This is a genomic window from Streptomyces sp. DSM 41931 (assembly GCF_050271085.1).
In the GTDB taxonomy this organism is placed as follows: Bacteria; Actinomycetota; Actinomycetes; order Streptomycetales; family Streptomycetaceae; genus Streptomyces; species Streptomyces albogriseolus.
Genome location: NZ_CP189902.1, coordinates 5,015,910 through 5,041,747 on the forward strand (window position 1 = coordinate 5,015,910; position 25,838 = coordinate 5,041,747).

Consider the following 25,838-nt stretch of genomic DNA (forward strand, 5'->3'; position numbering starts at 1 on the left):
TCAGCACTCGATGATGTTCACCGCGAGCCCGCCCCGCGCCGTCTCCTTGTACTTCACCGACATGTCCGCCCCGGTCTCCTTCATGGTCTTGATGACCTTGTCCAGGGACACCTTGTGCGAGCCGTCGCCGCGCATCGCCATCCGGGCGGCGGTCACCGCCTTCACCGCGGCCATGCCGTTGCGCTCGATGCACGGGATCTGCACCAGGCCGCCGACGGGGTCGCAGGTCAGGCCCAGGTTGTGCTCCATGCCGATCTCGGCCGCGTTCTCCACCTGCTCGGGGGAGCCGCCCAGCACCTCCGCCAGCGCGCCCGCCGCCATCGAGCAGGCGGAGCCCACCTCGCCCTGGCAGCCGACCTCGGCGCCGGAGATGGAGGCGTTCTCCTTGAAGAGCATGCCGATGGCGCCCGCCGCGAGCAGGAAGCGGACCACGCCCTCCTCGTCGGCGCCCGGCACGAAGTTCATGTAGTAGTGCAGGACGGCCGGGATGATGCCGGCCGCGCCGTTCGTCGGGGCCGTGACGACCCGGCCGCCGGCCGCGTTCTCCTCGTTCACCGCCATCGCGTAGAGGGTGATCCACTCCATCGCGAGCGCCTGGGGGTCGCCCTCGGAGCGCAGCTTGCGGGCGGTGGTGGCGGCCCGGCGGCGGACCTTCAGTCCGCCCGGCAGGATGCCCTCGCGGGACATGCCCCGCTCCACGCAGGCCCGCATCACGCGCCAGATCTCCAGCAGCCCTTCGCGGATCTCCTCCTCGGTCCGCCAGGCGCGCTCGTTCTCCAGCATCAGCGCGGAGATCGACAGGCCGGTCTCCTGGGTGAGGCGCAGCAGCTCGTCACCCGTGCGGAAGGGGTACTTCAGCACGGTGTCGTCGAGCTTGATCCGGTCCGCGCCCACCGCGTCCTCGTCGACGACGAAACCGCCGCCCACCGAGTAGTACGTCTTGGCCAGCAGCTCGGCGCCGGAGGAGTCGTACGCCCACAGCGTCATGCCGTTGGCGTGGTAGGGGAGCGCCTTGCGGCGGTGCAGCACCAGGTCGTCGTCGAAGGAGAAGCCGATCTCGTGCTCGCCGAGCAGCCGCAGCCGCCCGCCGTCCTTGATCTTCTCCACCCGCTCGTCGGCCGACTCCACGTCCACCGTGCGCGGCGAGTCGCCCTCCAGGCCCAGCAGCACCGCCTTGGGCGTGCCGTGGCCGTGCCCGGTGGCGCCCAGGGAGCCGTACAGCTCCGCCCGCACCGAGGCGACGGAGTCCAGAAGGTCCTCGTTGCGCAGCCGCCGGGCGAACATCCGGGCCGCCCGCATCGGGCCGACCGTGTGCGAGCTGGACGGGCCGATGCCGATCGAGAACAGGTCGAAGACCGAGATGGCCACGGGAGGACTCCTCAGGGTTCGGCGGACGACGCTGTCCACCGGGGAAGGGCGGTTCGGTGGGCCGGGCGGGGTGGTGAATCGTTCATGCGCTGCATGGTGCGGGGCACCGCGCCCACCGACCCAGTGTGCGCGATGCCCCGTAGGTCCGTACAAAAAGCGGACGGAACTACCGCAGACCGGGGTACAGCGGGTGCTTCGCGGCCAGCGCCGCGACCCGGCCCCGGAGCGCCTCGGCGTCGTACGACGGCTTCAGCGCCTGAGCGATCACGTCCGCGACCTCGGCGAAGTCCTCGGCCGTGAAGCCGCGGGTGGCGAGGGCGGGCGTGCCGATGCGCAGGCCCGAGGTGACCATCGGCGGGCGCGGGTCGTTCGGGATCGCGTTCCGGTTCACGGTGATCCCGACCTCGTGCAGCCGGTCCTCGGCCTGCTGGCCGTCCAGCTCCGAGTTCCGGAGGTCCACCAGGACGAGGTGCACGTCCGTGCCGCCGGACAGCACGTCCACGCCCACGGCCTTCACGTCGTCCCGCACCAGACGCTCGGCGAGGATGCGCGCGCCCTCCAGGGTGCGGCGCTGGCGCTCCTTGAACTCCTCCGAGGCGCAGACCTTGAAGGCGACCGCCTTGGCGGCGACCACGTGCTCCAGCGGACCGCCCTGCTGGCCGGGGAACACCGCGGAGTTGATCTTCTTGGCCAGCTCGGCCGTGGAGAGGATCACACCGCCGCGCGGACCGCCGAGGGTCTTGTGCGTGGTGGTGGTCACCACGTGGGCGTGCGGCACCGGGTTCGGGTGCAGGCCCGCGGCGACCAGACCGGCGAAGTGCGCCATGTCGACCATCAGGTACGCGCCGACCTCGTCGGCGATCCGGCGGAACGCGGCGAAGTCCAGCTGACGCGGGTACGCCGACCAGCCGGCCACGATCAGCTTCGGCTTGTTCTCCTTGGCGAGGCGCTCGACCTCGGCCATGTCGACCTGGCCGTCGTCGCCCACGTGGTAGGCGACCACGTTGTAGAGCTTGCCGGAGAAGTTGATCTTCATGCCGTGGGTCAGGTGCCCGCCGTGCGCGAGGTTCAGACCCATGATCGTGTCGCCCGGCTTGAGCAGCGCGAACATCGCGGCCGCGTTGGCCTGGGCGCCCGAGTGCGGCTGGACGTTGGCGTGCTCGGCGCCGAACAGCTCCTTCACCCGGTCGATGGCGATCTGCTCGATCACGTCGACGTGCTCGCAGCCGCCGTAGTAGCGGCGGCCGGGGTAGCCCTCTGCGTACTTGTTGGTGAGGACCGAGCCCTGGGCCTCCATGACCGCGACCGGGGCGAAGTTCTCCGAGGCGATCATCTCGAGGGTGGACTGCTGCCGGTGCAGCTCGGCGTCGACCGCGGCGGCCACCGCCGGGTCGAGCTCGTGCAGAGGCGTGTTCAGAAGCGACATACGGCTACGGCTCCTCAGCCCGCGATGAACGCGTCGTACTCGGCGGCGGACAGCAGGTCGGCCGGCTCGTCGGTGACCCGCACCTTGAACAGCCAGCCGCCCTCGAAGGGGGCCGAGTTCACCAGCGCCGGGTCGTTCACCACGTCCTCGTTGACCTCGGTGACCTCGCCGGAGACGGGGGAGTACAGGTCGCTGACGGACTTGGTGGACTCCAGCTCGCCGCAGGTCTCGCCCGCGCTCACCGTGTCACCGACCTCGGGGAGCTGGACGAAGACCACGTCGCCGAGCGCGTTGGCCGCGTGCTCCGTGATGCCGACCGTCGACACGCCGTCCTCGGCGGCCGACAGCCACTCGTGCTCCTTGCTGTAGCGCAGCTGCTGGGGGTTGCTCATGGCCTGAATTCTCCTGTACGCGGGAAACTGCTGATGACGGGGAGGGAGCGCGAAGCGGCCGGACGGGTGGGACCCCCGTGCCGCGGTGGCGCGAAAGCCGCCCGGAGGCCGGCTACGACGGTGTCACTTCTGCCGCTTGTAGAACGGCAGCGCCACGACGTCGTACGGCTCGTGGCTGCCGCGGATGTCCACACCGACGCCCTCGGCGCCCGGCTCCGCGTGGCGCGCGTCGACGTAGGCCATGGCGATCGGCCTGCCCAGGGTGGGGGAGGGGGCGCCGGAGGTGACCTCGCCGATCTTCTCGCCGCCGGCCACCACCGCGTACCCGGCGCGCGGCACCCGGCGGCCGTGGGCGACCAGGCCGACCAGGACGCGCGGCGGGTTCTGCGCGGCGCGCTCGGCGGCCTCGGCGAGGGCGGCGCGGCCCACGAAGTCGCCCTCCTTCTCGAACTTCACCACCCGGCCCAGACCGGCGTCGAACGGCGTGAGGGAGGTGCTCAGCTCGTTGCCGTACAGCGGCATGCCCGCCTCCAGGCGGAGCGTGTCCCGGCAGGACAGACCGCACGGCACCAGCCCGTGGGCCTCGCCCGCCTTGGTCAGCGCCTGCCACAGCTCCACCGCGTGCTCCGGCTTCACGAACAGCTCGAAGCCGTCCTCGCCGGTGTAGCCGGTGCGGGCGATGAGCGCGGGGACCCCGGCCACGGTGCCGGGCAGTCCGGCGTAGTACTTCAGGCCGTCCAGGTCGGCGTCGGTGAGGCTCTTGAGGATCGCCGGGGACTCGGGGCCCTGCACGGCCAGCAGCGCGTAGGCGTCGCGGTCGTCGCGCACCTCGGCGTCGAAGCCCGCGGCCCGCTCGGTCAGCGCGTCCAGCACCACCTGGGCGTTGGAGGCGTTGGCCACGACCATGTACTCGGTCTCGCCGAGCCGGTAGACGATCAGGTCGTCCAGGATGCCGCCGTCCTCACGGCAGATCATCGTGTAGCGGGCGCGGCCCGGCTTCACGCCCGAGATGTTGCCGACCAGCGCGTGGTCCAGCAACGCGGCGGCCTGCGGGCCGGTGACCGTGATCTCGCCCATGTGCGAGAGGTCGAAGAGGCCGGCCTTCGTGCGCACGGCGTTGTGCTCGTCGCGCTCGGAGCCGTAGCGCAGGGGCATGTCCCAGCCGGCGAAGTCGGTCATCGTCGCGCCGAGCGACCGATGCAGGGCATCGAGCGCGGTGCGGCGGGGTTCGGTACTGCTCATCGGTCGGTCTCCCAGGGCGATGGGGGTCCCTCCCATGCGAGGTCGTCCGAGCATGGGGGAGGCGAGGTCGTTCCTCCCCATCTGTCATCGGAACCTGAGAGGTTCGCCATGACCACCGCCGGAGGGAGGTCAGGACTTGCACCTTGGGTGGGGCCACCGGAGCACTGCGACGGCGGCCCGCTTTTCAGATGTGCCTCGCCCGCGCGGTAACGGTGCCTGAGAGATTCAAGGGAGGGACTTGCTCCTTCGGCGCCCCGGCGGCACACGGTGCCGGGGACTCTCCCGCGCGGATTCAAACGGCCGGTATGCAGTTGGCGCGCACATCATTGCACGCATCGCGGGACACCGGCAGGGGGACCCTTGCCGGGGGTGCACCGTTCGTGCAGGCTCGGTCACAGGGAGCTGTGACAGGCCTGTATCGGTATGAGCACGCAACCGAGGCGACCTGGCATTACCTTCTCTTTACACGCGGCGGGGATCGGACCTCCATATCCGGCCCCAGGGGGAGGACGACCACGGTGAACAGGCCCACGGCGTACGCCGGCACCACAGGCGTGGCGCTGCCGCCGCAGCACGCGGACCGGCCCGGCGGCGCCCGCGGCGCGACGCCCGCCCCCCTCGTCCAGGACCTGCGCGCCCGCTCGGGACGCAGCCCGCGCGCCCTGCTCTTCGGCCCCCGCGACCTCGTCGTCGTCACCGGACTGCCCGGCAGCGGAAAGTCCACGCTGATGCGGCGCGCGGTGCACGGCGACCGCGTCGACTCCCAGGACGCCCGCGACCGCTGGGACCGCCGTATGCCCCGTCTGCTGCCGTACGCGGCCTACCGCCCGCTGGTCCGGCTCACCCACTACGCGGGACTGCGCCGGGTGCTGCGCTCCGGCCGGCCGGTCGTCGTGCACGACTGCGGCACCCAGACCTGGGTGCGGCGCTGGCTGGCCCGCGAGGCCCGCCGCCGCGGGGCCGCGCTGCACCTGCTGGTGCTGGACGTCGCGCCCGAAGAGGCTCTGGCCGGGCAGCTGGAGCGGGGCCGCGGCGTCTCGCGCTACGCCTTCCGCCGGCACCGCACGGCGTGCGGCCGGCTGCTGGACGCGGTGGAGTCCGGCCGGGTGCCGGAGGGCTGCGCCTCGGCGGTGCTCGTCGACCGGGACGCCGCCAACGCCCTGCGCCGGATCGGCTTCACCGGCTGACCGGCTAGCCTTTCCGCCAAGCAGTGGCATCAGGCAGACGGTGGGCGACAGATGGACTTCCCGGCGGACATCCCGGACCGGACGCACTTCCACCCGCACGGCGGGTGGCCCGGCAACGAACTGGAGGAGGCGCTCTCCGCCTCCCTCGGCGTCCCCTCGGCGGGAGCACGGATCGTCGAGGTCCTCGGCCGCAGCTTCCTCTGGGTGCCGCTGCCGAGCGGCGGCGGCCCGCACAGCGGCCCCCTCGACCTGCCCACCATGGAACTGGACGGCCAGGCGTATGTGCCGGTCTTCAGCTCCGAGGAGCAGTTCCGGCAGGTCGTCGGCTCCCACATGGGCTGCACCGTCGCGCCCGCCGTGGAGTTCGCCCGCGGACTGCCCCCGCAGGCCGGCATCGTGGTCAACCCGGGCGGCACGGTCGCCGTCCCGCTGCCGCCGGCCGCGGTGGCCGACCTGTGCCGGGCCGGGCGCTCCCCGCTGGACGGTCCCGCGAGCGGCGGCCGCGTCCGGCTGTTCGAGCCGGACTGGCAGGACGACCCGGTGGACTTCCTCGCCGCGGCCTCGCAGGAGTTCGACTCCCTCGGCGTGGTGGCGACCGCCCGCCGCTGCCTGGCCGCCGTCGAGACGGCAGACCCGGTGCTGTTCGTCGGCGTGGAGCTGCTGCACTGGGAGGGCGACCCCCGCGCGCTGCCGCTGGACGCCCTCGGCCGGGCCCTTGGCCGCAGCCCCGCCCGCTGGCCGGTCAGCCTCGTCGTCCTCGACGTGGCCCAGGACCCGGTCGCCGACTGGCTGCGCGCCAAGGTCCGCCCCTTCTACCAGCGCGCCTGACGCGCCCCCCGATCCGCCGCATGCCCTCGCCTTCCGCGCACTGACCGCAGACCGCCGGAGGCCGTCGGCTTAAGCTAGGAGCATTGGCCGGCAGGGTGTTGTACGGAGGGGCGATACAAGTGAGCGCTGGCACCGCGGCGGCCGGACAGGTCGAGCACATGCTGCGCCAGGTGACGCCCGGGCGTTACGACGCCTACGAGGCCTTGCTGCGCGCCCTCGCCACCCCCTCGTCCGGCCGGGTCTGGATGCTGCTCTGGCACGGCCAGGCCGGCTCGCCCGACGCCCAGTACGGGACCATGGAGGTCGAAGGGCACGGCTACGCGCCCTGTGTGACCTCCGCCCAGGAGCTGTCCGCCAGCGGCTGGAACCGCTCGTACGAGGTGGTCGACGGCCTGGAGGTGGCCCGCGCGCTCTACCCGGACCGCTACGGCCTCTGGCTCAACCCGCACGCGCCCGGCGGGGGCGTCGGCATCCCCTGGCTGGACCTGCGCCGCATCGCCGGCGGACTCGACCAGCAGCCCGCCGGGCCGCTGCGGCTGTCCGAACCGGCCATCGAGATCCCGCAGTTCTACGCCCTCCTCGCGCAGAACGCCCACCGCACCCCGGCCGTGCGCGCGCTGCGCCGCGCCTGGGTGCAGCCCGCCCTCGGCGCCCCGTACCTCGCCATCGGCCTGGACGTGTACGACACCTCGCCGCCCGCCGTGGAGTCGGTGCGGGCGATGATGCGGCAGTCGCTGCCCGCCGTGCCCGACGGGCTGCCGGTCTCCACCGTCGCCATGGCCGACGAGCACGACCCGGTGGCGATGTGGCTGCGCGTCAACGCGCGCCCGTTCTACGACCGTGGGGCGCACGCCCCGGCCCCCGCCACGGGCTACGGCTATCCGCCCGCGCACCGTCTCTGACCGGTACGTCTTCCCCGAAGCCCGCGGCGGCGCGGCCCCGCCGCCGCTGGTCCGGCGCAGGGTGACGCAGCGTCACCGTGTCCAGCATGTGGACAATGGGCGGCGGTGCGGCTCCTGTCCCGACCCGTCCGCCGCTGATTTTGCGTCAGATTCCGTCGGATGCGATCAGCTACCTGTCGATGACCGCCTGTCACCTGCGGTTTCACCGCGTCTTCACGTCATCCCGGGCCTTGCGACGGGCACTTACGGAGCCCCCGTATGTGTCCTGGGCGTTAAATCATCGCGCGAAGATGCCGGAACAGTCCCTTATGTCGACTGTTCAGATCTCAGGTAGGTATCACCGCTATCCGGACTGTTCCTGACTCACTGCGAACGTCTGTAGTGTTCGGCCGGTCAAGATGCATCCACATAGCGGACCCGGAGTGGCCCCAGTATGCGCATATTCAAGACCCGAGCCGCTCGGGCGATCACGGCCGCGGTCGCGGTCGGCCTGATCGCCACGGGCTGCGCCAGCGAGCGGGACAGCGACAACGAGAGCGGCGGCAAGAAGGACACCTTCGTGTTCGCCGGTGCGGGCGACCCGGGATCCCTGGACCCTGCCCTCGCGAGTGACGGTGAAACCTTCCGCGTGACCCGCCAGGCGTTCGAGGCCCTCCTCGAGCACGAGTCGGGCGGCACCAAGCTGGTCGGCGGCCTCGCCGAGACCTGGTCGAGCAACGACGCGGGCACCGTCTGGACCTTCAACCTCCGCAAGGGCGTGAAGTTCCACGACGGCGAGGCGTTCAACGCCGCCGCGGTCTGCGCCAACTACGACCACTGGTTCAACTGGAAGGGCACCTACCAGTCGAGCGCGGTCTCCTACTACTGGCAGACCATCATGGGCGGGTTCGCGAAGAACGAGGACCCGGAGACGCCCGAGGCGAACTACAAGAGCTGCACCGCGAAGGACGAGAACACCGCCGTCATCGAGGTCAAGCAGCCCTCCGCGAACCTCCCCGGCGGCTTCTCGCTGAACGCCCTCGCCATCCACTCGCCGAAGGCGATCAAGGAGTACGAGAAGCAGGAGGCGACCGCCAAGGGCGACGCCATCACGTACCCCAAGTACAGCCAGGAGGCCGGCACGGTCGCCGGCACCGGCCCGTACAAGATCGTCAAGTGGAACAAGGGCAACAAGGAAGTCACCCTTGAGCGCTTCGACGACTACTGGGGCGAGAAGGCCAAGATCAAGAACCTGGTCTTCCGCACGATCGACACCGAGGAGGGCCGCCGCCAGGCGCTCCAGGCCGGTGACATCGACGGCTACGACCTCGTCGCCCCGGCCGATGTCAAGACCCTCGAGGACCAGGGCTACGTCGTCCCGACCCGTGGTGTCTTCAACCTCTTCTACGTGGGCATGAGCCAGTCGGCGAACCCGGCCCTCAAGAAGAAGGAGGTCCGCCAGGCGATCGCGCAGGCGATCGACAAGGAGAACCTGGTCAAGACCCAGCTGCCCGAGGGCGGCAAGGTGGCCGACCAGTTCATGCCGGACACCATCGAGGGATACTCCAAGAACGTCAAGCAGTACCCGCACGACCCCGCCGCGGCCAAGGCGCTGCTGAAGAAGGCCGGCGCGCAGAACCTGACCATCGAGTTCTGCTACCCGACCGAGGTCACCCGCCCGTACATGCCTGCCCCGCAGGACCTGTTCGAGCTGATGAAGGCCGACCTGGAGAAGGCCGGCATCAAGGTCAAGCCGAAGGCCATGAAGTGGGCCCCGGACTACCTGGACGCCACCGAGGCCGGCTCCTGCGCCCTGCACATGCTGGGCTGGACCGGTGACTTCAACGACGGCTACAACTTCATCGGCACCTGGTTCGCCGGGTTCGACAAGCAGTGGGGCTTCAAGGACAAGAAGGTCTTCGACGCGGTGAACGCCGGCTCGAAGATGGGCAAGGCCGAGGAGCGCACCGCGGCCTACCAGAAGGCCAACGAGGTCATCATGGACTACCTGCCCGGCGTCCCGATCTCGTCGTCCCCGCCGGCCATCGCCTTCGGCAAGAACGTCAACCCGCCGAACGTGTCGCCGCTGACGCAGGAAGTCTTCGCCGAGGCGTCCTTCAAGTAGGCGAACCGGCAGGAAATCGATAACGGGGGGGTCCGCCCGGCCGTCGCAACTCGGCGGCCGGGCGGGTCCGTTCATGTAAGACAACACGCAAGAAAGGGGCAAGCGGGGTGCTGCGTCTCGTCGTACGAAGACTGCTCCAGCTCATACCCACGCTGCTCGGCCTGTCGGTTCTGCTCTTCCTGTGGCTCGACCGGCTGCCCGGTGGACCCGCCTCAGCGATCCTGGGGGAGAAGGCCACCGAGGCCGAAGTGGCGCGCATCAACCGTGCGCTCGGGCTGGACCAGCCCGTCTACGTCCAGTACTGGCGCTTCCTCAAGCGCATCGTCGAGCTCGATCTCGGCACGTCCACCCAGACCGGACAGCCGGTGTGGGACGAGTTCGTCCTGCGCTTCCCCGCGACCGTGGAACTGTCCCTCCTCGCGATCCTCATCGCGGTGGCCGTCGGCGTCCCCCTCGGCTACTTCGCCGCCCGCAACCGCGGCGGCTGGCTCGACGTCACCGCGGTCTCCGGCTCGCTCGTCGGCATCTGCATCCCGGTGTTCTTCCTCGCGCTGATCCTCAAGGGCATCTTCGCCGTGCAGCTCGGGATCTTCCCCAGCTACGGCCGCCAGGACACCGGCATCAACGCCACGGACGTGACCGGCTTCGCCGTCCTCGACGGCATCCTCACCGGGGAGTTCGACGCGTCCTGGGACGCGATCATGCACCTGATCCTGCCCGCCGTCGCCCTGGCCTCCATCCCGCTCGCGGTCATCGTCCGTATGACCCGCGCCAGCGTGCTCGAGGTGCAGGACGAGGACTACGTGCGCACCGCCGAGGCCAAGGGCCTCAAGCGCAGCGTCGTCCGCAGCCGGCACGTGCTGCGCAACGCGATGCTCCCCGTGGTGACCGCGGTCGGCCTGCTCACGGGCTCCCTGCTGTCCGGCGCGGTCCTGACCGAGTCGGTGTTCTCCTTCGGAGGCATCGGTTCCTTCATCCGGACCGCGATCGACGGCCGCGACTACCCCGTGCTCGTCGGGTTCATCATGTTCATCGCGATGGTGTACGTCCTGATCAACCTGCTGGTGGACCTGGCGTACAGCCTCATCGACCCGAGAGTGCGGGTGCACTGACATGAGCGTCGCCACCAAGACCGACAAGATCCAGCGCCTCGCGGAACTCACCGCGACCAAGGAGACCAGCACCGGCGCCAGCCTGTGGCGTGAGGCGTTCCGCCGCCTCAAGAGCAGCAAGATGGCGATCATCGGCGCGGTCATCATCGCCGTCTTCGTCGTGATCGCCGTCGTCGGGCCGTACCTCACCCCGTACGCGCCCACCGCCCAGACCTGGCGCGGCGAGGTCTTCCCCAACCAGGGCAAGTTCGTCGGACCGCGCGGCGAGAACTGGTTCGGCCTCGACCACCTGGGCCGGGACATGTTCTCCCGCATGCTGGTCGGCGCCCGCCAGACCCTGCTCGTGGGTGTCGTCTCCACCCTGATCGGCCTGGTCGCCGGCTTCCTGATCGGCGGTCTGTCCGGCGCGGCCGCGACCCTCGGCGGTGAGGCCGGCAAGCGCGTCGACTCCGTCATCATGCGCTTCATCGACATGATGCTGGCGCTGCCGTCGCTGCTGCTCGCGGTGTCCGTCGCCGCCGTCATGGGACAGTCGCTCACCACCGTGATGATCGCGGTGGGTGTGGTCCAGGTGCCGGTGTTCGCCCGTCTGCTGCGCGGTTCGATGCTGGCGCAGGGCGGCGCCGACTACGTGCTCGCCGCGCAGTCGCTGGGCGTCCGCAAGCGCCGCATCGTGACGTCGCAGATCGTCCCGAACTCGCTCAGCCCGGTGATCGTGCAGGCCACGCTCTCCCTGGCCACGGCGATCATCGAGGCGGCCGCCCTGTCCTACCTGGGGCTCGGCAACCCCGACCCGGCGATCCCCGAGTGGGGCGTCATGCTCGCCCAGGCGCAGCGCTTCTTCGACAACGCGCCGATGATGGCGGTCTACCCCGCCGTCGGCATCATCATCACCGCCCTCGGCTTCACCCTCCTCGGCGAGGCCATGCGGGAAGCCCTCGACCCGAAGCTGAGGGGCTGAACCACCATGTCTCTGCTCACTGTCGACGAACTGACCGTCACCTTCGGCGGCCGCGGCCGCAAGGAGTCCCGGGCGGTCGACGGCGTCTCCTTCGAGGTGGACCAGGGCCAGGTCGTGGGCCTGGTCGGCGAGTCCGGCTGCGGCAAGTCCGTCACCTCCCTGGCCCTGATGGGCCTGCTGCCCGCGAAGGGTCTCACCATCGGCGGCCGTGCCGAGTTCGACGGCACGGACCTGTTCACGATGAGCCAGTCCGCCCGCCGCGACCTGCGCGGCAGCGAAATGGCGATGATCTTCCAGGACCCGCTGTCCTCGCTGAACCCGGTCGTCCCGATCGGCGTGCAGGTCACCGAGATCCTGGAGCGCCACCGCGGGATGAAGGGGGAGGCCGCCCGCAAGGAGGCCGCCCACCTGCTGGACCGGGTCGGCATCCCCGACCCCGCCCGGCGGCTCAAGGAGTACCCGCACCAGCTCTCCGGCGGCATGCGCCAGCGTGCGCTGATCGCCATGGCGGTGGCCTGCGCCCCGCGTCTGCTCATCGCCGACGAGCCCACCACGGCGCTCGACGTGACGATCCAGGCGCAGATCCTGGAGCTGCTCAAGGAACTCGTGGACCAGGAGGGCACGGCCCTGCTGATGATCACCCACGACCTCGGCGTGGTCGCCGGCCTCTGCGACCAGGTCAACGTGCTCTACGCGGGCAAGGTCGTGGAGTCCGCCGGGCGCCGCGAGCTGTTCGCCCACCCCACCCACCCCTACGCGCACGGTCTGCTGGGCTCCATCCCGCGGCTCGACGCGCCCCGGGGAGAGCCGCTCAACCCCATCCGCGGCTCGATCAACGACCGCATCGCCTGGGCCGACGGCTGCGCCTTCGCGCCCCGCTGCGACCGGTACGAGATGGGCTGCCTGACTGGCACCCCGCAGCTCACGGAGCCCCGCGCGGCCGGTCACCAGGTGCGGTGCGTCAACCCCGTACTCGACGACGCGAAGGCCGAGGAGGTCCCCGCATGAGCCTGCTCGAACTGGACGGCGTCAAGGTCCACTTCCCCATCAAGAAGGGCCTCCTGTTCGACCGCACGGTCGGCCATGTGTACGCCGTGGACGGGGTCTCCCTGAAGGTCGAGGCCGGCGAGACCTACGGTCTGGTCGGCGAGTCCGGCTGCGGCAAGACCACCCTCGGGCGGTCCGTGCTGCGGCTGGTGGACATCACCGAGGGCTCCGTCGTGCTCGACGGCACCGACCTGGCGAAGCTGCCCGGCGAGGAGATGCGCCGCTTCCGGCGCCGGCTCCAGATGGTCTTCCAGGACCCGCTGGGCTCGCTCAACCCGCGGCAGAACATCGAGTCGATCCTGTCCGAGGGCATGATCGCCCACGGCATCGGCAAGGACCAGGAGGAGCGCCGCGAGAAGATCAAGGCCATCCTCGACAAGGTCGGCCTGCCCTCCAACGCGCTCGCCCGCTACCCGCACGAGTTCTCCGGCGGCCAGCGGCAGCGCATCGGCATCGCCCGCGCCCTCGTGCTCGAACCGGACGTGATCATCTGCGACGAGCCGGTCTCCGCGCTCGACGTGTCGGTCCAGGCCCAGGTCATCAACCTGCTGGAGGAGCTCCAGGAGGAACTCGGCCTGACCTACGTGGTGATCGCCCACGACCTCGCGGTGGTCCGGCACATCTCCGACACGATCGGCGTGATGTACCTGGGCTCGCTGGTCGAGGAGGCGCCGAGCGACGCGCTCTACGCCGAGCCGAAGCACCCGTACACCAAGGCCCTGATGTCGGCCGTGCCGGTGCCGGACCCGGAGGTGGAGGACAAGCGCGAGCGGATCCTGCTCACCGGTGACCTGCCCTCGCCGGCGAACCCGCCGAGCGGCTGCCGGTTCCACACCCGCTGCCCGTGGGCCCAGGCCGAGCGCTGCGCGACCGAGCGCCCCCAGCTGCGGGACATCGGCGGCGGCCACCGGGTGGCGTGCCACTACGCGGAGGACATCGCGTCCGGGAAGCTCTCGCTGACCAAGGGCGAGGTCGTCTCGGCGACCCGCGAGGGCGTCGAGGACAACCCGGAGTCGGACGACCCGGAGACGGGGACCTCGGCCGAGGACACCCCGGCGAAGATCCCGGCCCAGGCGGAGAAGACCGCGAAGGACGAGAAGCCCGCCGAGGCCTCCGAGGAGCCCGAGAAGGCTGTCTGATCGGCACCCGGAAGAAGCCCTCGCCTTGCTTTGCAAGGCGAGGGCTTCTTTCTACGCCACAATATGTAAGTGCTTCAGCAACTGTTCAGCCCGTCCGTCCTGCACACGCTCGATCTGATCGGCATCTTCGTCTTCGCCATCTCCGGCGCCCTGCTGGCCGTCCGGAAGAACTTCGACGTGTTCGGGATCGCCGTGATGGCCGAGATCACCGCCCTGGGCGGCGGTCTCTTCCGCGACCTGATCATCGGCGCCGTGCCGCCCGCCGCCTTCACGGACCTGGGGTACTTCGTCACCCCGCTGCTGGCCACCGTCCTCGTCTTCTTCCTGCACCCGCACGTCGAGCGCATCCAGACCGCCGTCAACGTCTTCGACGCGGCCGGCCTCGGCCTCTTCTGCGTCGTCGGCACCACCAAGGCGTACGACTACGGGCTCGGCCTCACCGCGTCCGCCTGTCTGGGCCTGGCGACGGCGGTCGGCGGCGGTGTGCTGCGGGACGTGCTCGCCAACGAGGTGCCGTCGCTGCTGCGCTGGGACCGTGACCTGTACGCGGTGCCCGCGATGGTCGGCGCGACCATGGTCGCCCTGTGCCTGCGCTTCGACATGCTCAACCCGGTGACCAGCACCACCGCCGCCGTCACGGCCTTCGTGCTGCGGCTGCTCGCGATGCGGTACCACTGGCGGGCGCCCCGCGCCTGGCACCGCCGCTCGACGGTCATGGAGGAGTGAGCAAAGCTACCGCTTAGTATTATCTTCTTGTACTGTTCACCCATGCCAGAAGCAGCCTCCGCCCAGGCCACCCGGGCCGTCATCGGTGACAGTGAGTTCGACCGCGACACCGCGCTCACCGCGCGGGAACCCGGTGTCTACGACATCGACCTCTCCGCCGGCTGGACGATCATCAACGCCGTCAACGGCGGTTACCTGCTGGCCGTCCTGGGCCGCGCGCTCGCGGACGCGCTGCCGCACTCCGACCCGTTCACGGTCTCCGCGCACTACCTGACGGCCTCCCAGCCGGGCCCGGCGGTCGTCCGCACCGAGACCGTCCGCACCGGGCGCACGCTCTCCACCGGCCAGGCGTCCCTGTTCCAGCGCGACGAGCAGGGCAACGAGGTGGAGCGCATCCGGGTCCTCGCCTCCTACGGCGACCTGGACTCCCTCCCCGCCGACGTCCGCACGACGGCCGTGCCGCCCGCGCTGCCGCCGATGGACCAGTGCTTCGGCCCCGAGGACGGCCCCGCCCCGGTCGACGGAAGCTCCGAGATCGCCGGCCGGCTGATGCTGAAGCTCGACCCGTCGACCCTCGGCTGGGCCCTCGGGAAGCCGTCCGGCAGGGGCGAGATGCGCGCCTGGTTCGGTCTCGCCGACGGCCGGGACGCCGACCCGCTGGCGCTGCTGCTCGCGGTGGACGCCCTGCCGCCGACCGCCTTCGAGTTGGGCCTGACCGGCTGGGTGCCCACGGTCGAGCTGACCGTCCACGTCCGCTGCCGCCCGGCGCCGGGCCCCCTGCGCGTGTCCATCACCACCCGCAACCTCGCGGGCGGCTTCCTCGAGGAGGACGCCGAGGTCTGGGACAGCGCCGACCGCCTCGTCGCGCAGTCCCGCCAGCTGGCCCGCGTGCGGCTGAGCTGAACCGACGCGAAGGGGCGGTGCGGGGTCGTGGGCGACCCCGCACCGCCCTTTCGCGGTGTCACCGGCTCCCGGCCGCGCCCGTCCCGTCGAGCCAGTGCTGCCGTCCCACATGGATGAGCCGCAGCTGACGGGCCGCCACCCTGGACACCCGCTCCCGCGCCTCGGGCGAACTCGCCGGCGCCTCCAGGAAGAGCGAGGCCGTGATCAGCATCTGGTCCACGTAGAGCTGGGCCAGCATCAGCAGGTCCTCCTCGCTCCAGCCCGCCGACTCCGCGTCCCCGGCCAGCGCCTCGCCGACCTCCGCCGTGAACCGGGCCAGCTGCTCCTGTATCGCCTCGCGGACCGGACGCACCCCGCCGTGCCGTTCCCGGGCGACGAACCTCACATGGGCCGGGTGCGCGTCCACATGACCGGCGATCAGCTCGATGGCGCCCGCGATGCGTTCCTCGCCCTCGCCGGCCGGCGACACCGTCGTCCGGATCATCGGATGCAGGCTGCCCAGCGCCTCCTCGACGAGCGCCACGCCCAGGTCCTCGACCGACCGGAAGTGCCGGTAGAACGCGGTCGGGGCGATCCCGACGGCGCGGGTGACCTCACGCAGGCCCAGGCTGCTCAGGCTCTGGCCCTCCAGCAGTTCGAGCGCCGCGTCCAGAAGCGCCTGCCGGGTCCTCTGCTTCTGGGCCTGCCGGATGCCGGGCGTGTGACTCATGCCATGCAGTTAACAACTGTTCTCCCGAATTGGGAAGTGAGGAGGACGCTAGACTGGGAAGTCAGTAAACAAGTGTAACTACAGCCGTTCACCCAAACTCTGGGGGATCCGACTCATGCTGTTCCTCGTCGCCGCGCTGCTGCTGATGGGCGTCGTCCTCGGCGCCGTCGCGCACGCGCCGCTCACCTTCTCCGTCGCCGTCGGCGCCGTCATCGCCGTCTGGCTCGGCGTCTTCGCCGTACGCGAGCACCAGGGCCGCGACCGCGGCACCTCCGCGCACTGACCCGCGCCGCCCGCCCGACACCCTCCGACCGCAGGAGCCGATCACCATGCAGCTCACCGCACCGGCCGGCCACCGCACCGGGATCCGCGACACCGACGGCATGGCCGTCGCGTCGTTCGTCCTGGGCCTGCTCGGCCTGCTCGTCCTCAACGTCTTCCTCGGCCCGAGCGCCATCGTGCTGGCGTCCGTCGCCCTGTGGCGGGGCACCGCCCGCCGCGGCCGCGCCCTGCTCGGCCTGGGGCTCGGCATCGCCGACCTCGTCGTCCTCGCCGCGTTCATGCAGGCGGACGGCACGATCTCCTGGAGCTTCTGACGGGGAGACCCGCCGAACCCGCCGTACGGGCGTCGCATCCCGGCCACCGGGATCCGTGGGTCATGCACCGGGCCCCGTAGAATCGGCCCCACCATGGCTTACCTCGACCACGCCGCGACCACCCCGATGCTGCCCGAGGCGGTCGAGGCGCTCACCGCGCACCTGGGCGTCACCGGCAACGCCTCCTCCCTGCACGCGGCCGGCCGCCGCGCCCGGCGCACCGTCGAGGAGGCCCGCGAGACCCTCGCCGAAGCCCTCGGCGCCCGCCCCAGCGAGATCGTCTTCACCTCCGGCGGCACGGAGGCCGACAACCTCGCCGTGAAGGGCCTGTACTGGGCGCGCCGCGACGCCGACCCGGCCCGCACCCGGGTCCTCGCCAGCCCCGTCGAGCACCACGCCGTCCTCGACGCCGTCGACTGGCTCGCCACGCACGAGGGCGCCACCGTCGAGTACCTCCCCGTCGACGCCCACGGCCGGGTCCACCCCGACGCGCTGCGCGAGGCCGTCGCGCGCAACCCCGACGACGTCGCCCTCGCCACCGTCATGTGGGCCAACAACGAGATCGGGACGATCCTGCCGGTCACCGAACTCGCCGCCGTCGCGGCCGAGTTCGGCGTCCCCCTGCACTCCGACGCGGTCCAGGCCTTCGGCCAGGTCCCGGTGGACTTCGCCGCGTCCGGGCTCGCCGCGATGACCGTCTCCGGCCACAAGATCGGCGGCCCGTACGGCATCGGCGCCCTGGTCCTGGGCCGCGAGCACACCCCCGTGCCCGTGCTGCACGGCGGCGGCCAGGAGCGCCACGTCCGCTCCGGCACCCTCGACGTGCCGGCGATCGCCTCCTTCGCCGTCGCCGGACGGATCGCCGCCGAGGAGCGGGAGCGGTTCGCCCTGGAGATCGGACGCCTCCGCGACGACCTGGTCGCCGCGGTGCTGGAAGCCGTCCCCGACGCGATCCTGGGCGGCGACCCCGCCCCCGGCGGCCGGCTCCCCGCCAACGCCCACTTCACCTTCCCCGGCTGCGAGGGCGACTCCCTGCTCCTCCTGCTGGACGCCCAGGGCATCGAGTGCTCCACCGGCTCCGCCTGCACCGCCGGCGTCGCCCAGCCCAGCCACGTCCTCCTCGCCACCGGCACCGACCCCGACCTCGCCCGCGGCACCCTCCGCTTCTCCCTCGGCCACACCTCCACCGACGCCGACGTGGCAGCCCTCGCCAAAGCCATCGGCCCGGCCGTCGAGCGCGCACGGGCGGCTGGGCTGAGCTGAGCGGCCGCCGCGTCCCGCAGCGGTCCGGGGGCCACGCCCCCGGGGGCCGGGTTCAGCCGCCCGTCGGAGCGGCCGTGCGGCCCTGGCCCGCCTGCGCCGTGCCGGCCCGGCGGACCAGCTTCAAATAGCGGTCCCAGTCCCAGTGCGGGCCCGGGTCGGTGTGGTCGGTGCCGGGCACCTCGACGTGCCCGATGATGTGCTCCCGGTCGACCGGGATGCCGTAGCGCGCGCATATTCGGGCCGTCAGACGGGCCGAGGCCGCGTACATCTCGTCCGTGAAGTCCTCCGGGCGGTCCACGAAGCCCTCGTGCTCGATGCCGACACTGCGCTCGTTGTAGTCGCGGTTGCCCGCGTGGTACGCCACGTCCAGCTCGCGGATCATCTGCGTGACCCGGCCGTCCTTGCCGACGATGTAGTGCGCCGCGGCCTTGTGGCCCGGGTTCTGGAACGCCCTCACCGCGCTGTCCAGGCTGCCCTGCGTGACGTGCACGACCACCATGTCGATGTGGAAGTCGTCCGGCCGGTCCGCGCCGCGCCAGTTGGCGTCCGAGGCCGCCACCCAGCGGGCGCCCGCGAAGTCGACCGCGCCCGGGGTGCGCGGCTTCTCGACCCCCGGCAGCCGCCACCACAGCCGCGCCAGCTCGTCGCGCGCCAGCGCCGCCGTCCCCGCCGCTGCCGCCAGCCCGCCCACGATCAGGGCGCGCCGCCCGATGCGCCGGTCGCCGTCCTCGGATGTTCCCTTGGCCCCCATATGATCGTGAACGCATATCCGGCGGCCGTGGTTCCCGCGCCCCCGTACCCTGGAGGGGCTATGACTGACACCCCGCAGCGCACCCGCCCCCTCCGCGTCCTGGCCGCCATGTCCGGAGGCGTCGACTCCGCCGTCGCCGCCGCCCGCGCCGCCGAAGCGGGCCACGACGTGACCGGCGTCCACCTCGCGCTCTCCGCGAACCCCCAGTCGTTCCGCACCGGCGCGCGGGGCTGCTGCACCATCGAGGACTCCCGCGACGCCCGCCGCGCCGCCGACGTCATCGGCATCCCGTTCTACGTGTGGGACCTCGCCGACCGCTTCCGCGAGGACGTCGTCGAGGACTTCGTCGCCGAGTACGAGGCCGGCCGCACCCCCAACCCGTGCCTGCGCTGCAACGAGAAGATCAAGTTCGCCGCGCTGCTCGACAAGGCCCTCGCCCTCGGCTTCGACGCCGTCTGCACCGGCCACTACGCCAAGGTGATCCTCCGCGAGGACGGCACCCGCGAACTGCACCGCGCCTCCGACCTGGCCAAGGACCAGAGCTACGTCCTCGGCGTGCTCGACGACCGGCAGCTCGCCCACGCCATGTTCCCGCTCGGTGACACGGTCACCACCAAGGAGGAGATCCGCGCGGAGGCCGAGCGCCGCGGACTCGCCGTCGCCAAGAAGCCCGACTCGCACGACATCTGCTTCATCGCCGACGGCGACACCCAGGGCTTCCTCGCCAAGCGGCTCGGCAAGGCCGAGGGCGACATCGTCGACGAGTCCGGCGCCAAGATCGGCACCCACGAGGGCGCGTACGGCTTCACCATCGGCCAGCGCAAGGGCCTGCGCATCGGCACCCCCGCCCCCGACGGCAAGCCGCGCTACGTCCTCGACATCTCCCCGGTGGACAACACCGTCACCGTGGGCCCCGCCGCCTCCCTCGACGTCGGCGCCCTCACCGCGATCCGCCCCCGCTGGTGCGGCGCCGCCCCCACCGGCCCCGGCGCCTACACCGCCCAGCTGCGCGCCCACGGCGACGAGACCGCGGTGACCGCCGAACTCGTCGGCGAGGAGCTGCGCGTGCGCTTCGCCGAGCCGGTCCGCGGCGTGGCCCCCGGCCAGGCGGTCGTCCTCTACGACGGCACGCGCGTGGTGGGCTCGGCGACGATCGCCTCCACGGAGCGGGCCACGGCGGACGTGGCCTGAGCGGCCCCGCCCCGGCCGCTCACCGCGAGAAGAACTCCGCCAGCACCGGCGCCAGGACGTCCGGTTCCACCATGTGGGTCTGGCCCCCCAGGGTGCGGTACGTGCCCCGGGGGACCGACTCCGCGATCGCCCGCGCCGCCTGACGCATCCACGCGGGGCTCGCGTCGCCCGCGATCGACAGCACCGGCACCCCGATCGACGCCAGCGACTCCCGCGGCACGCCCCCGTCGCCCATCACGGCGTCGTCGTACGCCAGGCTCGGCGCCAGCGTCTCCATGCCCGCCCACATCGGCGACTGCCGCGCGCTCCGGATCACCGCGTCGTCGAGGCCGGTGAGCTGGAGGAAGAGCTCCACCGCGTCGCCCCGCCGCCCCTCCTCCAGGGCCGCGGTGAGCTCCTCGGTGTACCGGGCGCGCTCCGCCAGGTGCTCCTGCGACATCGCGTACGGCGTCTCGTACACCGCGACCTGGCGCACCGGCAGCCCGCCTGCCGCCGCCCGCAGCGCCAGCGCGCCGCCCGAGGAGACGCCGTACAGCGCCGCCTCGCCGCCCGTCGCCTCGATCAGCGCCGCCAGGTCCTCCACCTCGCGTTCCACCGTGTACGGCGGCGTGTCACCGCTCGCGCCCCGGCCGCGGCGGTCGTAGACCACCACCCGGAACCGCTCGGAGAGCGGGGCGGCCAGCGGCGCCACCGTGGCGCCCGTCGACATCGCGCCGCTGACGAGGACGATCGTGGCGCCGCGCCCGGCGCTCTCGTAGGCGAGGGAGGTGCCGTCGCGCGAGGAGATGTTCTGGTCCATGTCTCAGCAGACTGCCGCACGGCACGGAAATCGTCCGTGAGGCGGGCGGCGCGTCCGCCGATCACACCCCTGCGCGCGGTCCGTCCACGTCCGTGTCGTAGAAGCACAGGTGGTCCTTGATCGGCGCCACCGCCGGCTTCGGGTCCGGGTACGACCACACCAGGTCGGGGGCGTCCGGCAGCGACCAGTACGACGCGGTCCCCTTGAACGGGCAGTACGTGTGCGTCGCGGACGGCGTCAGCAGGTCGAGCCGCACGTCCTCCGGCGGGATGTACCAGCGCGCGGGGCAGCCCGTCTCGCGCAGCACCAGCGCCCGGTCGCTCTCCGCCAGCACCCGCCCGTCGCGCACCACGCGCACGCGCCGGTCGCCCCGCTCGACGGTGATGCGATGGCCTGTGGTCACGGCGTCCTCCTCGGCAGTCGGTCCTCCCCCGTACAGCACCCCTCGGGGCGGGCTTCTTCCCGGGCGTAGGCTGACGGCCGTGAACATCTGCGTCTTCCTCTCCGCCGCCGACCTCGACGACCGCTACACACGCCCCGCGCGGGAGTTCGCGCACCTGCTCGGCAAGGGCGGGCACACCCTGGTCTGGGGCGGCTCGGACGTCGGCCTGATGAAGGTCGTCGCCGACGGGGTGGAGGAGGCCGGCGGCCGGCTCCTCGGCGTCTCGGTGGAGTTCCTCGCGGCGAAGGCACGCCCCGGCGTCGACGAGATGGTCGTGGCCAAGGACCTCGCCGAGCGCAAGCGGCTCCTCCTGGAGAAGGCCGACGCCGTCGTGATCATGGTCGGCGGCACGGGAACGCTGGACGAGGCGACCGAGATCCTGGAGCTGAAGAAGCACGGCCACACCGACAAGCCGGTGGTGCTGCTCAACTCCGCCGGCTTCTACGACGGGCTCAAGGAGCAGTTCCGCCGCATGGAGGACGAGGGCTTCCTGCCCCGCCCGCTCGCCGAGCTGGTGTTCTTCGCCGAAGAGCCGGTTGGCGCGCTGGCCTACCTGGAGGAGAGCCTGGGCGTCGTCTGACCGCGCGGTGATGCGAGCATGGCGGTCATGGCTACACATGTGATCACCGGAGCAGGCTCCGGCATCGGCGCGGCCGTCGCGCGCCGTCTCCACGCGCGCGGGGACGACCTCGTGCTCCACGCGCGCGACGCCGGCCGCGCGAAGGAGCTGGCCGCCGAGTTCCCCGGTGCCCGCACCCTGGTCGGCGACCTGGCCGACCCCGACCGGCTCAGCTGGGCGTTCTCCCACCAGTCGCTGCCCGGCCGGGTGGACTCGCTGCTGCACGTCGCGGGCGTCGTCGACCTCGGCCCGGTCGGCGAGCTCACCCCGAAGAGCTGGCGCCACCAGCTCAACGTCAACCTCGTCGCCCCCGCCGAACTGACCCGCCTCCTCCTGCCCCAGCTCCGCGCGAGCCGCGGCCACGTGGTCTTCGTCAACTCCGGCGCCGGCCTGAGCGCCCACGCCGACTGGTCCGCCTACGCGGCCTCCAAGCACGGCCTGAAGGCTCTCGCCGACTCCCTCCGCGCGGAGGAGCACGCGAGCGGCGTCCGGGTCACCTCGGTCTACCCCGGCCGCACCGCCAGCCCGATGCAGGCCAAGGTCCACCAGCAGGAGGGCAAGGACTACGACCCGGAGAAGTGGATCGACCCCGAGTCGGTGGCCACGACGATCCTCATGTCCCTCGACCTCCCGAGAGACGCGGAAGTGAACGACCTGACGGTCCGACCGGGCAACTGAGCCGGTCCGGCAATTCCAGCCCGTCCGGCGCTTGAGGACGAGGCCCGCAGGGCCGACGGGGGTCCGGGGCGCAGCCCCAGGGACGGGACGGGAAGGGGCGGCGGGGGCGAAAAACCCCGGCGCCCCACTGCGTACGCTTCCCGTGTGAACGACACCCCGCACCTCCCACCCGCCCCCGCCACCGGCATCGGCTCCCTCCCCGGCACCGACGCGAGAGAGGCCGCCAAGGCGGCCACCGGCAGCTTCGAGGACTTCCCCCACCTCCCCGAACTCCCCGCCCGCGGCCCCGGCGCCGACATGATCGGCCGCACCGCCGGCCTGCTCGTCGAGCTCTACGCGCGCGTGGAGCCCAGCGGCTGGCGGATCGGCGACCGTCCCGGCCGGGACACCCGCCGCGCCCGCTCCTGGCTCGGCGAGGACCTGGACGCGCTGGAGGAGTTCACACAGGGCTACGAGGGGCTGCTGAAGGTCCAGGCGGCCGGCCCGTGGACCCTCGCCGCGTCCCTGGAGCTGAGGAACGGCGAGGCAGCCCTCTCCGACCCCGGCGCCTGCCGCGACCTCGCCGCCTCCCTCGCCGAGGGCCTGCGCCTGCACCTCGACGAGGTGCGCCGCCGCGTCCCCGGCGCGCGGCTCGTCCTCCAGCTCGACGAGCCCTCCCTCACCGCCGTCCTGCGCGGTCAGGTGAGGACGGCCAGCGGCTACCGCACCCACCGCGCGGTCGACCGCCAGGTCGTCGAGGCCACCCTGCGCGACGTGGTCGGCGTGCACGACGGCGGGCCGGTCGTGGTCCACTCGTGCGCCCCGGACGTCCCGTTCGCCCTGCTGCGCCGGGCCGGCGCGGCGGCGGTCTCGTTCGACTTCTCCCTCCTCACCGAGCGTGACGACGAGGCGATCGGGGAGGCCGTGGAGGCCGGGACCCGGCTGTTCGCCGGTGTCGTGCCGGGCACGGACGGCCCGTTGTCGGACCCTGCCGGTAGCGTCATGGGTGTCAGGACGCTCTGGCGCAGGCTGGGGCTGCGGCCGGGACTCCTCCCGGAGGCGGTCACGGTCACCCCGGCGTGCGGACTCGCGGGGGCATCCCCGGGGTACGCGCGATCGGTCTACGCCCACTGCGTCCGGGCGGCGAGATCCCTCGCGGACAACCCTGAGTAACGGAAGGACACACGGTGGCCGGCGACAAGCAAGCGGAGACGACGAGCGTGCCCGCACAAGCGCGGGAGCAGCACGCCACGCTCGCCGAGCAGATCGAGGAGCACCGCTTCCGGTACTACGTGAACGACGCGCCCGTCGTCAGCGACGCGGAGTTCGACCGCCTGCTGCGGGAGCTCGAGGGGCTGGAGGAGCGTTACCCGGAGCTGCGCACGCCGGAGTCGCCGACCCAGAAGGTCGCCGGGGCCTACGAGACGGAGTTCACCTCCGTCGAGCACCGCTCCCGGATGCTCTCCCTGGACAACACGTTCAACGACGAGGACCTCGCCGCCTGGGCCGACCGCATCCACCGGGAACTGGGCGACCAGACCTACCACTTCCTGTGCGAGCTGAAGGTCGACGGCCTCGCGGTCAACCTCACCTACGAGCGCGGACGGCTGGTCCGCGCGGCGACCCGCGGCGACGGCCGCACCGGCGAGGACATCACGCCCAACGTCCGCACCATCGCCGAGATCCCGGACCGCCTCAAGGGCGACAAGGTGCCCGACGTCGTGGAGATCCGCGGCGAGGTCTACTTCCCGATGGAGAAGTTCCAGGAGCTCAACGCCCGCCTCGTAGGGGCCGGCGACAAGCCGTTCGCCAACCCGCGCAACGCGGCGGCCGGTTCGCTGCGCCAGAAGGACCCCCGGGTCACCGCCACCCGCCCGCTGCACATGGTGGTGCACGGCATCGGCGTGCTCGAGGGCTACAAGGGCCTGACCCGGCTCTCCCAGGGCTACGACCTGCTGAAGGAGTGGGGCCTGCCGACCTCCCCGCACAACCGGGTGGTCGACGGCCTGGAGGGCGTGCGGGAGTTCATCGCGTACTACGGCGAGAACCGCCACTCCGTGGCGCACGAGATCGACGGCGTCGTGGTCAAGCTCGACGAGATCTCCCTCCAGGGACGCCTCGGCACCACCTCACGTGCCCCGCGCTGGGCCATCGCGTACAAGTACGCGCCGGAGGAGGTCAACACCAAGCTGGTGAACATCCGGGTGGGCGTGGGCCGCACCGGCCGCGTCACGCCGTACGCGCAGGTCGAGCCGGTGACGGTGGCCGGCTCGGAGGTCGAGTTCGCCACGCTGCACAACCAGGACGTGGTGAAGGCCAAGGGCGTCCTGATCGGCGACACGGTGGTGCTGCGCAAGGCCGGCGACGTCATCCCCGAGATCCTCGGCCCGGTGGCCGACCTGCGGGACGGCAGCGAGCGGGAGTTCGTGATGCCGTCCGAGTGCCCCGAGTGCGGCACGCCGCTGCGGCCGATGAAGGAGGGCGACGTCGACCTGCGCTGCCCCAACGCCCGTACGTGCCCGGCCCAGTTGCGCGAGCGGCTGTTCTACCTGGCCGGCCGCAAGGCGCTGGACATCGAGCACTTCGGGTACGTCGCCGCCGCGGCCCTCACCGGCCCGCTGGAGCCGGAGGAGCCGCCGCTGAAGGACGAGGGCGACCTGTTCGACCTCACCGTCGAGCAGCTGCTGCCCATCAAGGCGTACGTCCTCGACCAGGACAGCGGACTGCCCAAGCGGGACCCGAAGACCGGCGAGGAGAAGATCGCCACGGTCTTCGCCAACCAGGAGGGCGCCCCCAAGAAGAACGCGCTGGCGATGCTGGAGAACATCGCGGCGGCCAAGGAGCGCCCGCTGGCCCGGGTGCTCACCGCCCTGTCGATCCGTCACGTCGGCCCGGTGGCGGCGGAGGCGCTGGCCCGCGAGTTCCGCTCCATCGACCGCATCGAGCAGGCCACCGAGGAGGAGCTGTCGGCCACCGAGGGCGTCGGCCCGACCATCGCCGCCTCCCTCAAGGAGTGGTTCGCCGCGGACTGGCACCGGGAGATCATCCGCAAGTGGAAGGCGGCCGGAGTCCGCATGGAGGACGAGCGGTCCGGCGAGGACGAGGGCCCGCGTCCGCTCGAAGGACTCACGGTCGTGGTGACCGGGACGCTGGAGAACTTCACCCGGGATGGCGCGAAAGAGGCGCTGCAGAACCGGGGCGCCAAGGTGACCGGATCGGTGTCCAAGAAGACGTCGTTCGTCGTCGTGGGTGACAACCCCGGGTCGAAGTATGACAAAGCGATGCAGTTGAAGGTGCCGGTTCTGAACGAGGACGGTTTCCAGGTGCTTCTGGAGCAGGGTCCCGACGCCGCGGCCGACGCCGCTCTTTCGGCCGAGGAATAGCGGTTGAAGGCCACCCGATCGGCGCATATCAGATGCATACGGGTGGCTGGGGCGCATTCGGGCAACCGTCGGCGACCGGTGCCCGTACAAG

General features: G+C 71.7%; 26 protein-coding genes and 2 riboswitches. Of the genes, 18 read left to right on the forward strand and 8 right to left on the reverse strand.

Annotation, left to right across the window (positions count from 1 at the left end; translation table 11 throughout):
* The 4 genes from ACP7TJ_RS23285 to gcvT all read right to left on the reverse strand — a co-directional run bounded on the left by ACP7TJ_RS23285 (position 1) and on the right by gcvT (position 4,428).
* Positions 1-1,368, reverse strand: a complete 1,368-nt coding sequence (locus tag ACP7TJ_RS23285) for an L-serine ammonia-lyase (protein ID WP_093768082.1) — start codon at positions 1,366-1,368, stop codon at positions 1-3.
* Positions 1,369-1,534: 166 nt separating this feature from the next.
* Positions 1,535-2,794: a serine hydroxymethyltransferase gene (gene glyA / locus ACP7TJ_RS23290; protein ID WP_093768081.1), complete on the reverse strand. Its 1,260-nt coding sequence runs from the start codon at positions 2,792-2,794 to the stop codon at positions 1,535-1,537.
* Positions 2,795-2,808: 14 nt separating this feature from the next.
* The gene (gcvH, locus tag ACP7TJ_RS23295; RefSeq protein ID WP_093768080.1) at positions 2,809-3,186 is read right to left on the reverse strand and encodes a glycine cleavage system protein GcvH; all 378 of its coding nucleotides are present in this window, start codon (positions 3,184-3,186) and stop codon (positions 2,809-2,811) included.
* A gap of 123 nt (positions 3,187-3,309) precedes the next feature.
* Positions 3,310-4,428, reverse strand: coding sequence for a glycine cleavage system aminomethyltransferase GcvT (gene gcvT / locus ACP7TJ_RS23300; RefSeq protein ID WP_093768079.1), 1,119 nt, complete (start codon positions 4,426-4,428; stop codon positions 3,310-3,312).
* Between the two features lie 71 nt (positions 4,429-4,499).
* A riboswitch (glycine riboswitch) is annotated at positions 4,500-4,622 on the reverse strand.
* A riboswitch (glycine riboswitch) is annotated at positions 4,623-4,723 on the reverse strand.
* A gap of 223 nt (positions 4,724-4,946) precedes the next feature.
* On the opposite strand from gcvT, the gene ACP7TJ_RS23305 reads away from it, so the two are divergent.
* From ACP7TJ_RS23305 to ACP7TJ_RS23350, 10 genes are all read left to right on the forward strand, one after another.
* Positions 4,947-5,615, forward strand: coding sequence for an AAA family ATPase (locus tag ACP7TJ_RS23305; RefSeq protein WP_387624552.1), 669 nt, complete (start codon positions 4,947-4,949; stop codon positions 5,613-5,615).
* A gap of 51 nt (positions 5,616-5,666) precedes the next feature.
* Positions 5,667-6,443: an enhanced serine sensitivity protein SseB gene (locus tag ACP7TJ_RS23310; protein ID WP_093768077.1), complete on the forward strand. Its 777-nt coding sequence runs from the start codon at positions 5,667-5,669 to the stop codon at positions 6,441-6,443.
* Positions 6,444-6,562: 119 nt separating this feature from the next.
* Complete coding sequence (locus tag ACP7TJ_RS23315; RefSeq protein WP_228920037.1) at positions 6,563-7,345, forward strand: enhanced serine sensitivity protein SseB C-terminal domain-containing protein; 783 nt, start codon at positions 6,563-6,565, stop codon at positions 7,343-7,345.
* 433 nt (positions 7,346-7,778) lie between these two features.
* Positions 7,779-9,449, forward strand: coding sequence for an ABC transporter substrate-binding protein (locus ACP7TJ_RS23320; RefSeq protein ID WP_093768076.1), 1,671 nt, complete (start codon positions 7,779-7,781; stop codon positions 9,447-9,449).
* Between the two features lie 107 nt (positions 9,450-9,556).
* Positions 9,557-10,561 carry an ABC transporter permease gene (locus ACP7TJ_RS23325; protein WP_093768075.1) on the forward strand — a complete coding sequence of 335 codons (1,005 nt, stop codon included), beginning with the start codon at positions 9,557-9,559 and terminating at the stop codon, positions 10,559-10,561.
* Between the two features lies 1 nt (position 10,562).
* Positions 10,563-11,522, forward strand: a complete 960-nt coding sequence (locus ACP7TJ_RS23330) for an ABC transporter permease (protein ID WP_193459885.1) — start codon at positions 10,563-10,565, stop codon at positions 11,520-11,522.
* 6 nt (positions 11,523-11,528) lie between these two features.
* Positions 11,529-12,530, forward strand: coding sequence for an ABC transporter ATP-binding protein (locus ACP7TJ_RS23335; protein WP_189912098.1), 1,002 nt, complete (start codon positions 11,529-11,531; stop codon positions 12,528-12,530).
* The gene (locus ACP7TJ_RS23340; protein ID WP_367461754.1) at positions 12,527-13,708 is read left to right on the forward strand and encodes an ABC transporter ATP-binding protein; all 1,182 of its coding nucleotides are present in this window, start codon (positions 12,527-12,529) and stop codon (positions 13,706-13,708) included. Before ACP7TJ_RS23335 ends, ACP7TJ_RS23340 begins: the two co-directional genes overlap by 4 nt.
* A 69-nt stretch (positions 13,709-13,777) precedes the next feature.
* Positions 13,778-14,434: a trimeric intracellular cation channel family protein gene (locus tag ACP7TJ_RS23345; RefSeq protein WP_093768071.1), complete on the forward strand. Its 657-nt coding sequence runs from the start codon at positions 13,778-13,780 to the stop codon at positions 14,432-14,434.
* A 42-nt stretch (positions 14,435-14,476) separates the two neighbouring features.
* A complete protein-coding gene (locus tag ACP7TJ_RS23350) occupies positions 14,477-15,337 on the forward strand; it encodes a thioesterase family protein (protein WP_376725875.1) in 861 nt (286 codons plus the stop codon).
* A gap of 58 nt (positions 15,338-15,395) precedes the next feature.
* Here the strand turns inward: ACP7TJ_RS23350 and ACP7TJ_RS23355 are convergent, their stop codons facing one another.
* Positions 15,396-16,046 (reverse strand): TetR family transcriptional regulator, encoded by a 651-nt coding sequence (locus ACP7TJ_RS23355; protein ID WP_266549073.1) that lies wholly within the window; start codon positions 16,044-16,046, stop codon positions 15,396-15,398.
* 115 nt (positions 16,047-16,161) lie between these two features.
* Here ACP7TJ_RS23355 and ACP7TJ_RS23360 point away from each other — a divergent pair, with 115 nt between their 5' ends.
* The 3 genes from ACP7TJ_RS23360 (at position 16,162) to ACP7TJ_RS23370 (ending at position 17,905) form a co-directional block, all read left to right on the forward strand.
* Positions 16,162-16,329: a hypothetical protein gene (locus ACP7TJ_RS23360; protein ID WP_167744734.1), complete on the forward strand. Its 168-nt coding sequence runs from the start codon at positions 16,162-16,164 to the stop codon at positions 16,327-16,329.
* Positions 16,330-16,375: 46 nt separating this feature from the next.
* Positions 16,376-16,642, forward strand: coding sequence for a DUF4190 domain-containing protein (locus tag ACP7TJ_RS23365; protein ID WP_266549076.1), 267 nt, complete (start codon positions 16,376-16,378; stop codon positions 16,640-16,642).
* A 93-nt stretch (positions 16,643-16,735) separates the two neighbouring features.
* Positions 16,736-17,905 (forward strand): cysteine desulfurase family protein, encoded by a 1,170-nt coding sequence (locus tag ACP7TJ_RS23370; RefSeq protein ID WP_189912095.1) that lies wholly within the window; start codon positions 16,736-16,738, stop codon positions 17,903-17,905.
* Between the two features lie 52 nt (positions 17,906-17,957).
* On the opposite strand, the gene ACP7TJ_RS23375 is transcribed toward ACP7TJ_RS23370, so the two are convergent.
* The gene (locus ACP7TJ_RS23375; protein WP_093768065.1) at positions 17,958-18,656 is read right to left on the reverse strand and encodes an N-acetylmuramoyl-L-alanine amidase; all 699 of its coding nucleotides are present in this window, start codon (positions 18,654-18,656) and stop codon (positions 17,958-17,960) included.
* A gap of 60 nt (positions 18,657-18,716) precedes the next feature.
* Here ACP7TJ_RS23375 and mnmA point away from each other — a divergent pair, with 60 nt between their 5' ends.
* Complete coding sequence (gene mnmA, locus ACP7TJ_RS23380) at positions 18,717-19,847, forward strand: tRNA 2-thiouridine(34) synthase MnmA (RefSeq protein ID WP_167744737.1); 1,131 nt, start codon at positions 18,717-18,719, stop codon at positions 19,845-19,847.
* A gap of 19 nt (positions 19,848-19,866) precedes the next feature.
* Here the strand turns inward: mnmA and ACP7TJ_RS23385 are convergent, their stop codons facing one another.
* A complete protein-coding gene (locus ACP7TJ_RS23385) occupies positions 19,867-20,646 on the reverse strand; it encodes an alpha/beta fold hydrolase (RefSeq protein ID WP_376725874.1) in 780 nt (259 codons plus the stop codon).
* 61 nt (positions 20,647-20,707) lie between these two features.
* Positions 20,708-21,049, reverse strand: a complete 342-nt coding sequence (locus tag ACP7TJ_RS23390; RefSeq protein WP_266400929.1) for a DUF427 domain-containing protein — start codon at positions 21,047-21,049, stop codon at positions 20,708-20,710.
* Between the two features lie 79 nt (positions 21,050-21,128).
* Here ACP7TJ_RS23390 and ACP7TJ_RS23395 point away from each other — a divergent pair, with 79 nt between their 5' ends.
* From ACP7TJ_RS23395 to ligA, 4 genes are all read left to right on the forward strand, one after another.
* A complete protein-coding gene (locus ACP7TJ_RS23395; protein WP_193459879.1) occupies positions 21,129-21,668 on the forward strand; it encodes a TIGR00730 family Rossman fold protein in 540 nt (179 codons plus the stop codon).
* An 18-nt stretch (positions 21,669-21,686) separates the two neighbouring features.
* On the forward strand, positions 21,687-22,385 hold the full coding sequence (locus tag ACP7TJ_RS23400) for an SDR family oxidoreductase (RefSeq protein WP_167744741.1): 699 nt from the start codon (positions 21,687-21,689) through the stop codon (positions 22,383-22,385).
* Positions 22,386-22,529: 144 nt separating this feature from the next.
* A complete protein-coding gene (locus ACP7TJ_RS23405) occupies positions 22,530-23,537 on the forward strand; it encodes a methionine synthase (RefSeq protein ID WP_266400935.1) in 1,008 nt (335 codons plus the stop codon).
* A gap of 14 nt (positions 23,538-23,551) precedes the next feature.
* On the forward strand, positions 23,552-25,747 hold the full coding sequence (ligA, locus tag ACP7TJ_RS23410; RefSeq protein ID WP_189912089.1) for an NAD-dependent DNA ligase LigA: 2,196 nt from the start codon (positions 23,552-23,554) through the stop codon (positions 25,745-25,747).
* Positions 25,748-25,838: the final 91 nt, after the last annotated feature.

Bases quoted from the DNA above. Each gene is read 5' to 3' on its own strand.
- glyA (WP_093768081.1), bottom strand. From the start codon at position 2,794: ATGTCGCTTCTGAACACGCCTCTGCACGAGCTCGACCCGGCGGTGGCC.
- gcvH (WP_093768080.1), bottom strand. From the start codon at position 3,186: ATGAGCAACCCCCAGCAGCTGCGCTACAGCAAGGAGCACGAGTGGCTG.
- gcvT (WP_093768079.1), bottom strand. From the start codon at position 4,428: ATGAGCAGTACCGAACCCCGCCGCACCGCGCTCGATGCCCTGCATCGG.
- ACP7TJ_RS23310 (WP_093768077.1), top strand. From the start codon at position 5,667: ATGGACTTCCCGGCGGACATCCCGGACCGGACGCACTTCCACCCGCAC.
- ACP7TJ_RS23320 (WP_093768076.1), top strand. From the start codon at position 7,779: ATGCGCATATTCAAGACCCGAGCCGCTCGGGCGATCACGGCCGCGGTC.
- ACP7TJ_RS23330 (WP_193459885.1), top strand. From the start codon at position 10,563: ATGAGCGTCGCCACCAAGACCGACAAGATCCAGCGCCTCGCGGAACTC.
- ACP7TJ_RS23335 (WP_189912098.1), top strand. From the start codon at position 11,529: ATGTCTCTGCTCACTGTCGACGAACTGACCGTCACCTTCGGCGGCCGC.
- ACP7TJ_RS23340 (WP_367461754.1), top strand. From the start codon at position 12,527: ATGAGCCTGCTCGAACTGGACGGCGTCAAGGTCCACTTCCCCATCAAG.
- ACP7TJ_RS23350 (WP_376725875.1), top strand. From the start codon at position 14,477: ATGCCAGAAGCAGCCTCCGCCCAGGCCACCCGGGCCGTCATCGGTGAC.
- ACP7TJ_RS23355 (WP_266549073.1), bottom strand. From the start codon at position 16,046: ATGAGTCACACGCCCGGCATCCGGCAGGCCCAGAAGCAGAGGACCCGG.
- ACP7TJ_RS23360 (WP_167744734.1), top strand. From the start codon at position 16,162: ATGCTGTTCCTCGTCGCCGCGCTGCTGCTGATGGGCGTCGTCCTCGGC.
- ACP7TJ_RS23365 (WP_266549076.1), top strand. From the start codon at position 16,376: ATGCAGCTCACCGCACCGGCCGGCCACCGCACCGGGATCCGCGACACC.
- ACP7TJ_RS23370 (WP_189912095.1), top strand. From the start codon at position 16,736: ATGGCTTACCTCGACCACGCCGCGACCACCCCGATGCTGCCCGAGGCG.
- ACP7TJ_RS23375 (WP_093768065.1), bottom strand. From the start codon at position 18,656: ATGGGGGCCAAGGGAACATCCGAGGACGGCGACCGGCGCATCGGGCGG.
- mnmA (WP_167744737.1), top strand. From the start codon at position 18,717: ATGACTGACACCCCGCAGCGCACCCGCCCCCTCCGCGTCCTGGCCGCC.
- ACP7TJ_RS23385 (WP_376725874.1), bottom strand. From the start codon at position 20,646: ATGGACCAGAACATCTCCTCGCGCGACGGCACCTCCCTCGCCTACGAG.
- ACP7TJ_RS23400 (WP_167744741.1), top strand. From the start codon at position 21,687: ATGGCGGTCATGGCTACACATGTGATCACCGGAGCAGGCTCCGGCATC.